This window comes from Aquidulcibacter sp. (assembly GCF_020253525.1).
Classification (GTDB): Bacteria; Pseudomonadota; Alphaproteobacteria; order Caulobacterales; family Aquidulcibacteraceae; genus Aquidulcibacter.
Map to the genome: position 1 here is coordinate 32,307 of NZ_JADCBK010000067.1, position 15,010 is coordinate 47,316.

14 protein-coding genes and 1 pseudogene are annotated in these 15,010 nt (G+C 57.1%); 13 read left to right on the top strand and 2 right to left on the bottom strand.

What is annotated here, in order from left to right; translation table 11 throughout:
• Window positions 1-8: 8 nt before the first annotated feature.
• The 10 genes from IOB61_RS09145 to IOB61_RS09190 all read left to right on the top strand — a co-directional run bounded on the left by IOB61_RS09145 (window position 9) and on the right by IOB61_RS09190 (window position 8,463).
• Entirely contained in the window at window positions 9-380 is a 372-nt protein-coding gene (locus tag IOB61_RS09145; RefSeq protein ID WP_290815406.1) for a tRNA-binding protein, read from the top strand.
• Between the two features lie 102 nt (window positions 381-482).
• Window positions 483-1,334, top strand: coding sequence for a 2,3,4,5-tetrahydropyridine-2,6-dicarboxylate N-succinyltransferase (gene dapD, locus IOB61_RS09150; RefSeq protein WP_290815409.1), 852 nt, complete (start codon window positions 483-485; stop codon window positions 1,332-1,334).
• An 8-nt stretch (window positions 1,335-1,342) separates the two neighbouring features.
• Window positions 1,343-1,825 carry a DUF3291 domain-containing protein gene (locus tag IOB61_RS09155; protein WP_290815412.1) on the top strand — a complete coding sequence of 161 codons (483 nt, stop codon included), beginning with the start codon at window positions 1,343-1,345 and terminating at the stop codon, window positions 1,823-1,825.
• A gap of 181 nt (window positions 1,826-2,006) precedes the next feature.
• Complete coding sequence (locus tag IOB61_RS09160; RefSeq protein ID WP_290815415.1) at window positions 2,007-2,978, top strand: Gfo/Idh/MocA family oxidoreductase; 972 nt, start codon at window positions 2,007-2,009, stop codon at window positions 2,976-2,978.
• A gap of 28 nt (window positions 2,979-3,006) precedes the next feature.
• Window positions 3,007-4,161 (top strand): succinyl-diaminopimelate desuccinylase, encoded by a 1,155-nt coding sequence (gene dapE, locus IOB61_RS09165; protein ID WP_290815417.1) that lies wholly within the window; start codon window positions 3,007-3,009, stop codon window positions 4,159-4,161.
• Window positions 4,162-4,215: 54 nt separating this feature from the next.
• Window positions 4,216-5,013 (top strand): hypothetical protein, encoded by a 798-nt coding sequence (locus IOB61_RS09170; protein WP_290815420.1) that lies wholly within the window; start codon window positions 4,216-4,218, stop codon window positions 5,011-5,013.
• A gap of 89 nt (window positions 5,014-5,102) precedes the next feature.
• Window positions 5,103-5,702: a DUF1214 domain-containing protein gene (locus tag IOB61_RS09175; RefSeq protein ID WP_290815423.1), complete on the top strand. Its 600-nt coding sequence runs from the start codon at window positions 5,103-5,105 to the stop codon at window positions 5,700-5,702.
• Entirely contained in the window at window positions 5,702-6,256 is a 555-nt protein-coding gene (locus IOB61_RS09180) for a DUF1254 domain-containing protein (protein ID WP_290815427.1), read from the top strand. Before IOB61_RS09175 ends, IOB61_RS09180 begins: the two co-directional genes overlap by 1 nt.
• A gap of 5 nt (window positions 6,257-6,261) precedes the next feature.
• A complete protein-coding gene (locus tag IOB61_RS09185; RefSeq protein WP_290815430.1) occupies window positions 6,262-6,978 on the top strand; it encodes a DUF6445 family protein in 717 nt (238 codons plus the stop codon).
• A gap of 36 nt (window positions 6,979-7,014) precedes the next feature.
• The gene (locus tag IOB61_RS09190) at window positions 7,015-8,463 is read left to right on the top strand and encodes a serine hydrolase (RefSeq protein ID WP_290815433.1); all 1,449 of its coding nucleotides are present in this window, start codon (window positions 7,015-7,017) and stop codon (window positions 8,461-8,463) included.
• Here IOB61_RS09190 and IOB61_RS09195 read toward each other — a convergent pair.
• The gene (locus tag IOB61_RS09195; protein ID WP_290815436.1) at window positions 8,460-9,176 is read right to left on the bottom strand and encodes a TonB family protein; all 717 of its coding nucleotides are present in this window, start codon (window positions 9,174-9,176) and stop codon (window positions 8,460-8,462) included. The two genes, IOB61_RS09190 and IOB61_RS09195, sit on opposite strands and share 4 nt — an antisense overlap.
• 212 nt (window positions 9,177-9,388) lie before the next feature.
• Here IOB61_RS09195 and IOB61_RS09200 point away from each other — a divergent pair, with 212 nt between their 5' ends.
• Window positions 9,389-11,032 carry a GMC family oxidoreductase gene (locus IOB61_RS09200; protein ID WP_290815439.1) on the top strand — a complete coding sequence of 548 codons (1,644 nt, stop codon included), beginning with the start codon at window positions 9,389-9,391 and terminating at the stop codon, window positions 11,030-11,032.
• Between the two features lie 2 nt (window positions 11,033-11,034).
• On the opposite strand, the gene IOB61_RS09205 is transcribed toward IOB61_RS09200, so the two are convergent.
• Window positions 11,035-12,990 (bottom strand): transglycosylase domain-containing protein, encoded by a 1,956-nt coding sequence (locus tag IOB61_RS09205; protein ID WP_290815442.1) that lies wholly within the window; start codon window positions 12,988-12,990, stop codon window positions 11,035-11,037.
• Window positions 12,991-13,292: 302 nt separating this feature from the next.
• Between IOB61_RS09205 and IOB61_RS09210 the strand changes: the two genes are divergently transcribed.
• The gene (locus IOB61_RS09210; protein ID WP_290815444.1) at window positions 13,293-14,654 is read left to right on the top strand and encodes a terminase family protein; all 1,362 of its coding nucleotides are present in this window, start codon (window positions 13,293-13,295) and stop codon (window positions 14,652-14,654) included.
• 14 nt (window positions 14,655-14,668) lie between these two features.
• Window positions 14,669-15,010, top strand: a pseudogene (locus IOB61_RS09215) (hypothetical protein); the annotation flags it as partial.

Here is a 15,010-nt window from a genome sequence, read left to right on the forward strand (position 1 = left end):
GTTAGCCCATGCACCATTTGCACGATCCTTTAGCCCCGCAAGCCGAGCCGATTACATTTGACGACTTCTTGAAGGTCGATATTCGGGTCGGCACGATTGTGTCAGCCGAGGTGTTTGAGGCGGCGCGCAAACCCTCTTACATTTTGATGGTCGACTTTGGCCCGACCTTGGGCGTCAAGAAATCATCCGCCCAAATCACCACCCATTATCGTTTGGATGACTTGGTTGGGCGCCAAGTTGCTGCCGTGGTGAATTTCCCGCCGCGTCAGATTGGACCCATACGTTCAGAAGTGCTGACCTTGGGCTTCCCTGATGCAGATGGCCACGTGGTCCTATTTGCTCCCGATCAAAACGTGCCGAATGGTGGACGTTTGTTCTAATTCCTTGTGCCGTTAGTGACGCAAGCGATTGCGTGACCGATCAAGCACGGGCATAGCAGAAAGCCTTATGGCCAAACCTGCTAGCTGAAAATGACCACGCCCATGACTGATCTCAACCACCTTGAAGCCACCATCAATGCCGCGTGGGAAGACCGGACCGCTATCTCCATTGAGACGACAGGGCCTGTACGAGATGCCGTGGGGGAGGCTTTGACCTTGTTGGATCAAGGCGTGGTGCGCGTGGCTTCGCGTGGCGCAGACGGTCAATGGACGACGCATCAATGGCTGAAGAAAGCCGTGCTTTTGTCCTTCCGCCTCAATGACAATTATCTGATCGACCCTGAGCATGATCCCCATCCGGTGCAGCATGCCGGGCGCGCCTTTGACAAAGTGCCCTTAAAGACCGCGCGCTGGTTGGAGGCTGATTTCCGCGAAGCAGGCTTCCGCATGGTGCCGGGCTCTGTCGTGCGCCGGGGCAGCTTTATTGCCAAGGGCGCGGTCCTGATGCCAAGCTTTGTGAATATCGGGGCCTATGTGGGTGAAAACACCATGATCGACACCTGGGCGACGGTTGGTTCCTGTGCCCAGATCGGGGCCAATGTCCATATTTCTGGCGGCACAGGCATTGGCGGGGTGTTGGAGCCTTTACAAGCCGGCCCCGTTATCATCGAAGACAATGTATTTGTGGGGGCCCGTTCTGAAGTGGCCGAGGGCGTGATTGTGCGCGAAGGCGCTGTCATCTCGATGGGGGTGTTTTTGGGCGCTTCGACCAAAATCATCGACCGGGCCACAGGGGCTGTCTATCGCGGCGAAGTGCCCTCCTATGCGGTGGTGGTGCCAGGCTCTCTGCCAGACCCCAAGGGTGGACCCAGCTTGGCTTGCGCTGTTATCGTCAAAACCGTCGATGCGCAGACCCGGTCCAAAACAGGAATCAATGAATTACTACGCGATTAGGAGGCCTCATGTTTCCACAGCCAGAAAATCATTATCTCGCCCAAATCAATGTCTCCGTGTCGCGCTATGATCAGGATGATCCGCGCTTTGCAGGCTTCACCAGCCGTATTGATGCGGTGAACGCCATTGCCGAACGGGCAGAGGGCTTTGTGTGGCGGCTCAAGTCTGACTCTGGCAATGCGATGGATATTCGCGCCTCTGACGATCCGCGCTTTTTGATTAACATGAGCGTGTGGAAGACAGCTGAAGCCTTGGAAGACTTTGTTTGGAAGACCGCCCATGTCAAAGTCTATAATCAAAAGGCCGAATGGTTTCCTTCACTCGGGACCGCCCATATGGCGTTTTGGTGGGTGCCAATTGGCCATATTCCAACTTATGAGGAAGGGATGGCGCGTCTTGAGACCTTGCGCGCCCAGGGGCCAAGCGAAACGGCTTTTGGCTGGGAAAGCTTGCCTCAGGTCGCTGAATGGCGCTCTAAACGCTGCGGTTAGTGCAATTTTACCGTCGATCTGGAAAATAATCTGAGCCTTGTCATAATTATCACGTTTTCGTGATCTGTGGGGCTTGACCCGCTGCCGAACGGAACCAAAGTGTGGCCGTTGCGTTTTTATCGATTCGGATAAAGACTGCGGACTTTAAGTTTTTATCTCCGTAAAGATGAATTGGAAGTAGATGGCTCTTCGGTTCTCTATTCTCGGCGCGGCACGCATTGCCAAACCCGCATTGATCGATCCCATAGCTGAAAATCCAGATGCAATTCTGGTGGCGATTGGGGCTTCGACGCGGGAGCGCGCGCTTGAATATGCCATGACCCATTCGATCCCCCATGCGGGAACCTATGAGGAAGTGATCGCGCGCGATGATGTCGATGTGGTCTATATTGCTCTGCCACCTGCTGGGCATTGTGAGTGGAGCCTCAAGGCCCTTGCAGCGGGCAAACATGTGTTCCTTGAAAAGCCGGCCACGGTGAATGAGGCCGATGCGCGAACCTTGGTAGATGCAGCCAATAAGGCCGGTAAGCGCTTGATCGAGGCCTTTCATTATCGTTGGCATCCTTTGTTTCGTCGGGCTGTGGACATTGTTCAGTCCGGCCAATTGGGTGAGCTTGTTTCCGGTGAAGCGGAGTTTTCGGTTCCCATCGTCCGCAATGCGCGGGAGTTTCGCTGGCAAGCCTCCCAAGGTGGGGGCGCATTAGCAGACCTTGGCTGTTATCCCGTCAGTTGGTTGCGCCATTTGGCTGGGGCAGAACCCCTTGTGACCGCCGCCCACCAAGACCTTGAACCTGATGGTGTAGATCGGCGCACAACGGCCCATTTCTCCTTTCCAACCGGCCTTGAGGCCGATGTGATTTGCGATATGGACCCAGAAGGCGGGCGCAAGCCGCCTCGGCTAGAACTTGTTGGCACCAAGGGTCGCCTTGATATCGACAATCCTTTAGCCCCCCAATATGGCGCGGAATTGAAACTGACCATCGACGGCCAAGAAACCCGCGAAACCTTCCCGCGTCGCCCAACCTTTGCCTATCAGTTCGATGGCGTTGTGGACGCTATTCAAACCGGCAAGCCTGTTTGGACCGAGGGCGCGGACTTGATCGCCAATGCGGCAGCGATGGCTGCGATCCGTCGGGTGGCCGCCTCTGGCTAGAGCCACCAATCTGCCCTAGGTTGGGCTTATGACCACATCTGATTTCGATCCCATTCATTTGGCCTGCGACCTGATCCGCAAACCCTCTGTCACGCCCGCTGATCTTGGCGCGCTCGACGTGGTGCAACAGGCGCTGGAGGCCTTGGGCTTTCGCGTCAAACGCTATCGGTTCGAAGATATTGATAATCTCTATGCGCGCTTCGGCACCGAGGGCCCCAATTTCTGCTTCGCGGGCCATACAGACGTGGTTCCGACCGGGGACCTCGCGCAGTGGTCAGTCGATCCTTTCGAGGCGGCCCTGCAAGATGGTTTGTTGATCGGTCGAGGTGCCGCCGACATGAAAGGCGGGATCGCCGCCTTTATCGCGGCCACCGCACGCTATTTGGCAAAAAACCCCAAGCCCAAGGGCTCGATCTCCTTCCTCATTACCGGCGATGAAGAAGGCGTCGCGCTACATGGCACCAAGAAATTACTGCAAGCCATTACGGCGGAGGGCGAAGTCCTCGATCACTGCGTGGTGGGTGAGCCGACCAATCCGGATGCCATGGGCGACATGATCAAAAATGGCCGCCGCGGCTCGCTCAATTGCACCGTCACCGTGACAGGTATTCAAGGCCATGTTGCCTATCCCCATAAGGCGGCCAATCCCGTGCGGGCCTTGATTGGCTTCCTGCACCAGATTCAAAGCCATAAGCTTGATGAGGGGGCCGAAGGTTTCCAGCCCTCCAATCTCGAAGTTGTGACGATGGATGTGGGCAATCCAACCACCAATGTCATCCCAGAAAAGGCGACGGCCCGTTTCAACATCCGCTTCAATACTGCCCACACAGGTGAAAGCCTGTCGACTTGGCTTCTGGCCGAAGCCCGGCGTGCGGAAGAAGGGTTCAAAGGCAAGATTGATCTTTCCATCATGGTCTCAGGCGAAGCCTTTTTTACCCCGCCAGGACTTTTGACCCACCTCATCCAAGATGCCTGTGAGGCCGTGACCGGGCGCAGGCCGGAATTATCGACCACGGGTGGCACATCCGACGCGCGCTTTATCAAGGATTATTGCCCAGTGTGTGAGTTTGGCTTGGTTGGGGCGACCATGCACCAAGTCAATGAGCGGGTGGAGACACGCGATATCGAAACCCTGACCACCATTTATGAAGGCGTGCTGGACCGCTATTTTGCGCAAGCCTAATCCGTTTTCGGCGCAGGATTGCCCAAAATCACAGAGTCAGCCCAAAAGGGGGAAATGGCGCGCGCACCCTTCTTGTTGAACCCCAAATATCTCATGCAGAATTTGCGTGATGGGTTTGATGCGGCCAAGGCGCGCACTGGCTCAGAGGGCGTTTTGGTCGCGCTGTCAGCCGGTGGGCTCGTACTCGCATTTTTGCTCTTAGCGCTCTTGGCACCTTTGGCACTTAATGCGCCGGGCTTTATCTCCTATGGGGTAGGGGCTTTTGTGCTTCTTCTGGTTCTTGCGGCAACGGGGGCAGGGGCGGTCGCCCTGTGGCGCTTGATGGCGCAAGGGGCCCGCGACGGCGTGACTACCCAAATCCAAGCCGCCTCTATTGTTAATGAGTCTGCGATCCAAGCAGCCTTATCGGATGCCGAAGATGCGGGCTTGCGCGCCATTTCCGCCCGTGAGGTGCAAGATGCCATGACAGGCCGCGTGCAGGGCTTTGCCTTGGCTGCTGTTCAATCGGGCGCGCATGTGTTTCTGGTAATCCGGCTGAAGCAGAAAATGCCCTTTAGCCTTATCTTTGCACCGAAAGCGGCCCCGTGGCCGTTCGCGCTGCCGGCCGATGGCGTTCTGACGCCGGTCCCGACACCCGGTGGTGTGGATGGCTTGGCGTGGGCCACAGATCGGGATCCAGCGCTGGTGTGGAACACCCGTTTGGGACCTGCTTTGGCCATGTCGGCGGCAGGTGGGGAAGCTCCATTTTTGAGCCTGCGCGCCAAGGCGCTGGTCTTGCGGTGGGACAGCGGCGATGTTGGCACGGCTGCCTTGATCGGGCGAGAATTGTGCCTTGCCATCGCTCAGCCCTGAAGGCTGACGGAAGTGTATTGGGGCTCTATTCTTTCCTGCCCAGTCGCTTAAGCTGACCGCAACAAAGAACTCAGGGGGGAGAAGTGCCCATGTGGCGATGGCTTATCTGCGGCGTCTTGGGCTTAGGCCTGGGTGTGGGCTCAGCGTTAGCTGTCTCAGGCGGCCTATTCAGTGACGCAAAGCTTGTCTCGGGCCGCTGGTCAACCGATCCAACTGTCGGGGCGTCTGCCGCCAATCCTTGGCTGCGCGCCACCATTGCACGTGTTGGCCTCCTCGCCTTGACCAAAGAAGAGACAGTCTATTTCAACCGCGATGTCGATGAGGATGGGGCCAAGCTGGTTGAAGGCTGTACCTATGCCTTGGAGGGCGAGGCGATCCCAACGCGCTGGTGGTCCATCACGATTTATGGGGCCAATCAGATGTTGCCGATCAATACCGATGGGGCAAGCTCCATCGACGCGACCCGCGCCCTTGTCGCCCCAGCAACGACATGGACGGGAACATTAAGTGCGACGCGGCCCACAACGCCCGGGCCTTGGCTGTCCAGTAAAGGCGGCGGCACGTTTTCGCTGACCATCCGCCTTTATAATCCACAATCGGTTGAGAAGGCTGCCCTACAGGCCTTGAAACTGCCCCGGGTCAAGAAAATCTCCTGCACCCAAACGCCAACTTCAGGGGGGGCAAACTAATGGCGCAAGAAAAGAAGCAAGCCAGTTGGCTGAAACCGCTCGCCTTTGGTGTTTTGTTGGCGGTTTTGGGTCATTTATTGACGATCGGCCTTATCCCCAGCGTCATTATGAATATCGCCATGACCCGTATTGGCGAAGCCTCTGGTGGCCTCAACCGCTTGGCGCATGGCAATATGGTGACACCGCAAAACCAACAGATTGTGCGTTCGTCGCCTGATCTGGCTTATTCCACCTGTGCGCTAGACCTCCGTAAAGGCCCCGTCCGGGTCTTTATCGGCAAAGGAGCAGACTATACGTCCGCAGCCTTTTATGCGGGCAATACGGATAATGTCTTCACCTTGAATGACCGCAAAATCGGTCCTGAAGGGGCCCGCATCATGGTTGTCTCGGCCCGCTCGCCCATAGCCGCACGGCCGGGCGAAGTTGTGGTTAGTCTGCCCAGCGATAAGGGGCTGTTGCTAGTCCGTCGGCTTGCGCCCAGTGCCGAAGCTTTCAAGCGCGTGCAGGGCGAGCGCGCCAAGGATTATTGTCGCGCTGTGATAGATGGGGTGTAAGGGAGGTGCTGCCGTCAGATCCGGTTGAGGAATTTGAAACGCAAGGGCGGATCGCGCGCGTCTATCACCATGGGCGCGAACCAATCAAAGTGGTGGTGCTGGACAATTATCTGACCGATCCGGATGCTATGGTTGATCTAGCCGTTCAAGGCCCTGACTTTGCGCCAAATGGCCCCTTTTATCCGGGTATCCGGGCCCCAGTGCCCCCATCGTCGTTTCAAACGCTGTTGGGACCTTTGGCTGAAATCTTGCCACGGTGCTTTGACTATTCTGGCCGGGCAGGCTTGCGAGAATGCAATTTCTCGCTGGTGACTACCCCGTCCGATCAGTTGCAGCCGATCCAGCGCTTGCCGCATTTTGACAGCCTTGAGTATGGACGTGTCGCAGCCCTTTTGTATTTGGGGCAGGGCGACAGGCAAGGTGGCACCGCCTTTTACCGGCAACGCAGTACGGGCTTTGAAAGTGTGGACGCGGGCCGGTTTGCGGCCTTTGAAGCAGCCCTGCATGCCGATGTCGCTCACCACGGCCTGCCAGATGCCGCCTATATTGACGAGACCAGCCCCATCTATGAGTTGATTGGCCGTCATGAAGCGCGCTTCAATCGGATGATTGTCTATCTTAGCTCCAGCCTGCATTGCGCCCATATTCCGAAAGATTTTGCGTTCGACCCAAATCCTGCCACGGGACGGCTGACGGTGAATGCGTTTTTGGGTATGGATTGAGGCGGGTCCCACAGGTTTGGATTGTTAGGATTGGTTATGGTTTCGCGCCGCAGTTCGCTCCGCTCCCTTTTGGTTTCCTTTCCATTTCTGGCAGGGCTCTTTGGGGCCAGCAAGAGTGTCCAAGCCGAGCCTGCACCGGCATTGATCGGGCGTTGGGGTGGGGAATTGGTTGCGGGCCCTGCCACGCTGCGCCTTATTTTGGTGATCCAAGCCAATCAATTGCCGGTTCTTTATTCTGTCGACCAAGGCAACCGACCCATTCCCGCCGATGGAGGCCGTGTCGGCGAGACAGATTTGGATGTAACCTTCTCGGTGATCCGCGGGCGCTTGACCTTGAGTTTGACGGAACAAGGTTCCTTAGACGGCACTTGGTCGCAAGGCAGTGCGCGACCTTTGACCTTATCGCGCTTGGCAGACGGGGCGGAGCCCGAAAAGAGCGGGCTAAAGGACTTGGGCGATCTTCAGGCCGAGGTAACGGCGGGTCAGGCCAAATATCAGATCCCAGCTTTAGTCGGCGGCTTTGCGATCCTGCGCGGTCAGGCGAGCGAAATGCGCGAAGCTGTCGCGGGACAGCTCGCCACATCGGATCCCACCCCGGTGAAGACGAGCCAGCTCTGGCATGTCGGCTCTATCACCAAATCCATGACGGCCACCTTGGTTGCCCGCTTGGTTGAGCGGGGCCTGTTGTCTTGGAACATGAAACTGGCTGACGCCTTTGGCACCCTCGCGCCGGATATGTTGCCCGCCTATCAGGAAAGAACGCTCGCCGATTTGATGACGGGCCAAACCAGCATGCCCACCAATTTATCGCCTTTGGATATGATTGCGCAGGCGGGGGCGGCCGGGCCACGCGAAGGGCGCCTGACATGGGTCAAAAAGGCCTTCGCCTTAGCCCCTCAAACGGGCATGGTTTATCCCAATAATGGCTATGTGCTGGCCGGTGCCTTGTGCGAGGCGGTTACGGGCAAGGCCTATGAGGATTTGATGGTGGAAGAAGTGTTCAAGCCTTTGAACATGGCTTCAGCTGGTTTTGGTCCACCACCTTCAGGCAATCCGCAAGGCCATCGAAAAGCACTCTTGGGCGGCCGTCTGATCGGGGTCGGCCATGGTAGCGAAGCGGATAATCCCGCCTCGATGGCACCTGCTGGTGGCGTGCACATCTCCATCCCAGACCTACTAGCCTTTGGACTTGCCCATAGCCTTGGCCATCAAGGCAGGCGAGACGACTATCTCAAAGTCGTAACTTGGCGCTATCTTCATACGCCGCCAGCGAAAGCAGATTACGCATTTGGATGGGTGAAGCGACAAGACGGCAGCTTGTGGCACAATGGGTCGAACACCTATTGGCTGGCAGAATTGAGTTTTGACCCTGAAAAGCCAGTGGCTGTCGCGGCAATTGCCAATCGGTTTGATGCGGATGATGCCGTGGCGCGGGTCATGGCTGCGGCATCTGCTGAAGCCACAACCCGCTTGGCGAAAGATTAGTCTTCGAGCTTAAAGCTAATCGTGTAACGGGCGGGATAGGCCACTGCGATCCCGTCGATGGTTTGGGGCTGGAAGGTCCAAGCTTCGACCGCTCTGCGCGCAGCCTCGGCAAAGCCATAGCCTTTCGGTGCCTCATTGATCACCATAAGATTGGCGACTTTGCCTTCGGCCGTGACGGTAAAGCTCAACGTCACTTCGCCCGATATTTCGCGGTCGAGGGCCTTGCGCGGAAATACCGGATTAGCCCCAGCTTGGCGGACCGGATTAATGACGAGGGGTGGGGCAGGCGGGGTTTCTGGTTTTACCTCTGTCGGCAAAGGATCAATTGTTTGCCCAAGCGTCTCTGCCCCGCCCGAAAAGACCAAAGGCCCATCCTGGACGGCGCCAATCACTAGGCTTTCGACTGGGCCAAGTGGCACAATTTCGGTCGTGGGTCTTTCGGTTAGAGGGGCAGCATGGTCCGGGGTTTGTTGGGCTTGTTGGTTTTTGACAGGCCGATCTGGTTCCGGCTTAGGCGGGATGATGGGTTTTGGCTTGTCAGGGTGCGCCATATCGATGGGCGGAGGTTCAGGCGGTTGCAGCTTTTGAATCGTCGGCACGTAGGTCAGCGCGAGATAGCCAAGGCCAATCCACAAAATGCCTGACCCCGTGAGGGCGGCGGTTCGATACAGCATTTTTTGAGTCGGGGATGCGAGGGCATGGGGCTGTTTCATGACGCTGTCTCCTAAAATTGGAGCTGAGCAGCTGATATGCTGGCCAGTGTTATAACAATTATGACAGATTTCCGTTACGTCAAGTACAAAGTTTACGTTACGTCATGTTGACGGCAGTGTCATTTTTTCACCCAATGCCCACAAACCGCTTTCCTTTGAGTTCGTCTCGACTAAGCTAGCGGCAAATCAAAGCAAAAACAGAGGAAACTGGGATGAGCGACGCCAATCTGCCTGCGGGCGAAACCTATGACTATATCATCATTGGCGCAGGTAGCGCGGGGTGTGTCTTGGCCAATCGCCTCACCGCTGATCCCAAGATCCGCGTGCTCCTGTTGGAAGCCGGTGGGAAGGACACCTCACCCTTGATTCATATCCCGGTTGGCTATGCCGAGACATTGAAGGACCCCAAGGTCAATTGGCTCTATCAGACCGAAGAAGATCCTGGCACCAATGGTCGCCAGCATGTTTGGCCGCGCGGCAAAGTGCTGGGTGGTTCCAGCTCTATCAACGGCCTTCTCTATATTCGCGGCCAACAGCGCGACTATGATATCTGGCGGCAATTAGGGTGTGAAGGCTGGGGCTGGGATGATTGTGCGCCCTATTTTTTGAAGTCGCAAAACCAAGAACGTTCTGGTCTGCAGGGCCATGCGACCGGTGGCCCGCTCAATGTGTCGGATGTCACCCAAAGGCATCCTGTCTCCGATGCGGTCATTCAGGCAGGTGTTGAGGCCGGTATTCCGCGCAATGATGATGTGAATGGCGAAAACCAAGAGGGGATTGGCTATTACCAATTGACCGTCAAGAATGGCATGCGCTGTTCAGCAGCCGTCGCCTATCTCAACCCGATCAAGCACCGCACCAATCTGACCATCCGGACCCATGCTCTGGCCCATAAGGTCTTGTTTGATGGCAAGCGGGCGACAGGGGTCTTATTCTCTGTCGATGGCGATTTGCTGACGGCGTCGGCCAAGCAAGAAGTCATTCTCTCGGGCGGGGCGATCAACTCACCGCAATTGCTGCAGCTCTCAGGCATTGGCCCGGCTGAGCTGCTCAAGCGTCATGGCATAGAGGTCAAAGTAGATGCGCCGGGCGTTGGCGAGAATTTGCGCGACCATTATGTCGTCGGCATGCGCTATCGCCTGAAAGCAGGGGTAAAGTCGGTCAATGAAATGACCAAGGGGCTGACTTTTGTGGGCGAGGTTTTGAAATTCCTTTTCCAACGCAAAGGCCTTTTGACGCTTTCGGCAGCGCATATTGCCGCCTTCGTCAAGACGCGGCCCGACCTCGAAACCCCCGATGTGCAATATCACATTCTGCCCGCCACCATGGACCAGAAGAAGCTGTTTGAAGAGCAAAAAATGGTGTTGGAAGACCAACCGGGTCTGACCATCGCGCCCTGCCAATTGCGGCCTGAGAGCACAGGTCGCATTCAAATCAAGTCGGCTGATCCCAGTCAACATGCAGGCATTTGGCCCAATTATCTGGCCGATAGCTTGGATCAACAAACCATTGTCGAGGGTCTGAAGATTGGCCGCCGCATGGCACAGGCCCCTTCTTTGGCCGGCTTGATCGAAGCAGAAATGGAGCCCGGCTCTGGTGTTGTCAGCGACGAAAACTTGCTTGCCTATGCCCGTGAAACCGGTTCCACTATTTATCACCCGGTTGGTACCGCCAAGATGGGGCGGGACCCGATGGCCGTGGTTGACCCCCAATTGCGGGTGATTGGGGTGGAGGGCTTGCGTGTTGTCGATGCCTCCATCATGCCGCGTCTCATTTCGGGCAATACCAATGCCCCAACGATTATGATTGCGGAGAAAGCGTCTGATATGATTTTGGCGGCCCGTCAGGCCGCTTAAACTCAGCGGCCCATATTGGCAGGCGGCGTCGGTGCTACAGCTGTCTGACTGGGTAGTTTACGTAAAGCGGGTAGGGCGGCGACATCTTGGCCGCCTGCCGCGGCAAACATGTCGGCCAAGCTTTCATAAAAAGCCGCCAGCGTATTGGGGCTTGGCCGTTTGAGATCGTCCAGCGTGGGAAGCGGCGACAAAGGCTTGCCCTCATGGGCTGCGGCCATAAAGTCTTCCCAGATCAGCGCCGGCAGGGTGCCGCCGGTGACGCCATTCATCGGGCTAGAGCTGTCATTGCCAACCCAGACACCACAAATGATGTCAGACGTATAGCCAACAAACCAAGCATCGCGGAAGTTTTGCGAGGTGCCAGTCTTGCCAGCAGCCTCGCGGCCGCCTGGCAGGCGCGCACGCTTGCCCGTTCCAAAGGCAACCACATCGGCGAGCATCGCCGTCATTTGGCGCGCGCGCAGAGGTTCATAGACTTGGACTGGTGCTTTGTTTTCGCGCTGAAAGGCCACTGTACCGCGCGTGGTATCAATCCGTTCGATCAAATAGGGGTCCACCCGCACCCCATCATTGGCCAAAGTGGCATAGGCGCGGGTCATGTCCAGAAGCGTTACTTCTCCGGCCCCCAGCGAGATGGACAAATTGCGCGGCAATTCACTGTCAATGCCCAGTCGCTGGGCCAATAAAATCAGGCGATCTATCCCGACTTCAGAGGCCAGTTGCACCGCAATCGTATTGACCGAGCGCGTGAGTGCTGTCGACAGCGTCATCGCACCTGAAAAGCCGCCATTGAAATTGCGCGGCCGCCAGCCGCCAAAACTAATCGGCTTATCCACCCGGATCGTATCGGGCGTCATGCCTCTTTCGAGAGCGGCAGCATAGACAAAGGGCTTAAAGCTTGATCCCGGTTGGCGCTTGGCCATGGTGGCGCGATTATATTTGCTCTCATCATAGTTACGGCCACCAACAATCGCGAGAATGCGCCCCTGTCGATCCATGGCTATCAAGGCGGCTTGCGTCACACCGGTACCCGAGCCGTCACCGACCAAGGCCTGCACCGCCTGTACGGCGGCGGCTTGCATTTTGCCATCGACCGTCAGGCGCAAAACACGGTCCGGCGCGACTTGATTGCCGACGCTTTCGACCTCTTTCTGCGCCATATCAATCACATAGCCCATTTGGCCTTCTGGAATATCGGGCGTGACTTTCAGGACCACAGGTTCGCGCATGGTGGCTTCGGCTTGGGCTTGGCTGATGAAGCCGGCTGCGGCCATGCGTTGTAAAACCACCGCGCGCCGCTCGATCGCCGGAGCGGCAGTCAAATCCATCGCCAATCGACCCGGAGCTTTGGGAAGACCTGCCAACATGGCAGCCTCAGCCAAGGTCAATTTGCTTGGATGCTTTGAGAAGAAGCGCCACGCAGCCGCGTCAATCCCATACGCATTCTGACCAAAATAGATCCGATTGAGATAGATTTCGAGGATTTGCTTCTTGGTCAGTCGGCTGTCGATCTGCCAGGCCAGCACCATTTCCTGCAACTTGCGCTTAAAGGTCTGCTCTGGGCTCAAATAGACGTTCTTGACCAATTGCTGGGTAATGGTTGAGGCCCCCTGCACGGTGTGGCCCGCAGTCATATTCTCAAACACGGCCCGACCGATTGACCACAGGTCCACGCCACCATGTTCAAAGAAGCGGGCATCTTCAACGGCCAGGAAAGCCTGTAGAACATGGGCCGGTAGGGCATCGACACTGACTTTGCGGCCATAGCGCGGGCCGCGGATCGTGATCGTCTCGCCATTGGCATCGACCATCTCCAAACTCGTCCGACGATTGGCGGTCCACATTTCTTCATTGGAGGCAATCTTTGGTAAATCCGAGAAAAAGTGCCGCCAGGTTGCGTAGGTGGTCAGACAAATAAGGACGATTACGCACACCGCCAGAATGGTCAGTAGGCGCATATGATAGGCTCTGATTTTGGCTTTGCGCTCCAAAAGGTCCGCGCGAAAGACGCCCTGCATCAGCCTGAAACCCGTCCATTAAATGAGGTCAGAGAACGCCGCTGATCCGCCCCATGGGTCAAGCTTTATCCCTGAAGAAATCGCTATCTGAGCCAGTCAAAAGTGCCGATTTTTCGGGCCATTGGCTGTTTGGCACCCGATTTTTTGTCGCTTTCTCTCAGACCGATACGTGCCTTGCGTCATCCTTGTCTTCGCTACCAACGACCCGCGCTTTTTGGCGCGCTTGGAGAAAGACATGCAACGTGACAGGCAAGCCTACCAGCAGCCCCACCTGGCCCTTCCCACAGCGAACGACCTTTCGCTGGCGTTTCAGCGAGGTTGCCAGCCTGCCCGAAGATCGACAGCTCCGATTTGTCGCGGGCATCAATCAAGCCCAAGCCGCGCACTTGCAAAGATTTTGGCCATTTTGGGCGCGCAACAGCCAGCTGTCGCCCGTCCAAGCATGGCGGACATGGCTCATTCTTGGTGGACGTGGTTCGGGCAAGACGCGCTCTGCCGCCGAGTGGGTGCGTGAGCAGATGGAAAACGCCGTTTGTTCTCGCATGGCTTTGATTGGTCCCACATTTGCCGATGTGCGCGATGTGATGGTCGAAGGCCAATCGGGTCTACAAGCCATAGCAAGTCCGCAAGAGCGACCTCGGTTTGACGTGTCGCGCCGTCGCTTGGTGTGGCCCAATGGCGGCTATGCGCTCCTCTTCTCTGCTGAAGACCCCGACAGTTTGCGCGGGCCGCAATTTGACGGCGCGTGGGGCGATGAAATGGCCGCTTGGCCAAAGCCCGACGCGGTGTTTTCAACCTTGAGACCAGCTTTGCGCTTGGGCGCAGATCCGCAATTGGTTCTCTCGACCACACCTCGACCCATACCGGCTCTCAAAAACCTTTTTGGTGACCCGACCTGCGCGATCACGCGCTCTGCCACCCAGGATAATCGGCAATTTCTGGCCCATGGATTTGTCGAAGATCTAGCCGCGCGTTGGCATGGTTCGGTTTGGGCGCGGCAAGAACTTGAAGGCGAATTGGTTGAAGACGCCGAAGGCGCACTGTGGACACGCACCCAAATGGCCGAGGTGCGTGCCCGTCGGTTGGATGGCGAGTTTGACCGCATCGTCGTGGCTGTGGACCCACCCGTCAGCGCGGGGGCCAATGCTGATACCTGCGGAATCATTGTGGCCGCAGCATCCGGTGTCGGGCTTAGCCGTCGTGCGATTATTCTGGCGGACCTTTCTGAACAAGGCTTACAGCCGGCCGACTGGGCTGCGCGCGTTGCGGGGGCTTATGAGCACTTCCGCGCCAATATGATCGTCGCCGAAGCCAATCAGGGCGGAGAAATGGTGCGCACCGTGCTGCGGCTTGCTGTTCCCATGGCCCCGATCCGTTTGGTTCATGCCAGCCATGGCAAACGCGCCCGGGCTGAACCTATCGCGCTTCTCTATGCCCAGGATCGTGTGTGCCACGCCGCGCACTTTCGAGAATTAGAGGATCAGATGTGCAGTTTCGGCGCGCCGGGCTTCACAGGCTCTCCTGATCGCGTCGATGCGCTCGTCTGGGCCCTCACCGACCTCATTCTCGATCAAGGGACTAATCCCTCCGCCCGTAGCCTATGAACGGATATTCAGTCATGGCCGTCTTTCCTTTACTCAACCGTTTCTCAAAATCAAATTCCAATGCGGCAGAGGCGTGGCCTGAAGCCAAAATGGGGTCATCCCTCTTGGCCTATACCAGCCCGGGGCGTCCGGTCTGGACCCCGCGTGACTATGGGGCGCTGGCGCGGGAGGGCTTTCAGCGCAACGCAATTGCCTATCGTTGCGTGCGTTTGGTGGCCGAAGCTGCGGCATCAGTGCCGTTTTCCATCACAAGCGATCAGGGACAGACACACCGCTTTGCAGCCCTGTTGACGCGCCCCAATCCCGAACAATCTGGGCCGGAATTGTTGGAAGCCTTCTTTGGTCACTTGCAAATT

Coding starts and splice junctions, on each gene's coding strand:
- IOB61_RS09170 (WP_290815420.1), top strand. CDS start 4,216: ATGGCGCGCGCACCCTTCTTGTTGAACCCCAAATATCTCATGCAGAAT.
- IOB61_RS09190 (WP_290815433.1), top strand. CDS start 7,015: ATGGTTTCGCGCCGCAGTTCGCTCCGCTCCCTTTTGGTTTCCTTTCCA.
- IOB61_RS09180 (WP_290815427.1), top strand. CDS start 5,702: ATGGCGCAAGAAAAGAAGCAAGCCAGTTGGCTGAAACCGCTCGCCTTT.
- IOB61_RS09195 (WP_290815436.1), bottom strand. CDS start 9,176: ATGAAACAGCCCCATGCCCTCGCATCCCCGACTCAAAAAATGCTGTAT.
- dapE (WP_290815417.1), top strand. CDS start 3,007: ATGACCACATCTGATTTCGATCCCATTCATTTGGCCTGCGACCTGATC.
- IOB61_RS09205 (WP_290815442.1), bottom strand. CDS start 12,990: ATGCGCCTACTGACCATTCTGGCGGTGTGCGTAATCGTCCTTATTTGT.
- IOB61_RS09155 (WP_290815412.1), top strand. CDS start 1,343: ATGTTTCCACAGCCAGAAAATCATTATCTCGCCCAAATCAATGTCTCC.
- dapD (WP_290815409.1), top strand. CDS start 483: ATGACTGATCTCAACCACCTTGAAGCCACCATCAATGCCGCGTGGGAA.
- IOB61_RS09175 (WP_290815423.1), top strand. CDS start 5,103: ATGTGGCGATGGCTTATCTGCGGCGTCTTGGGCTTAGGCCTGGGTGTG.
- IOB61_RS09200 (WP_290815439.1), top strand. CDS start 9,389: ATGAGCGACGCCAATCTGCCTGCGGGCGAAACCTATGACTATATCATC.
- IOB61_RS09160 (WP_290815415.1), top strand. CDS start 2,007: ATGGCTCTTCGGTTCTCTATTCTCGGCGCGGCACGCATTGCCAAACCC.
- IOB61_RS09145 (WP_290815406.1), top strand. CDS start 9: ATGCACCATTTGCACGATCCTTTAGCCCCGCAAGCCGAGCCGATTACA.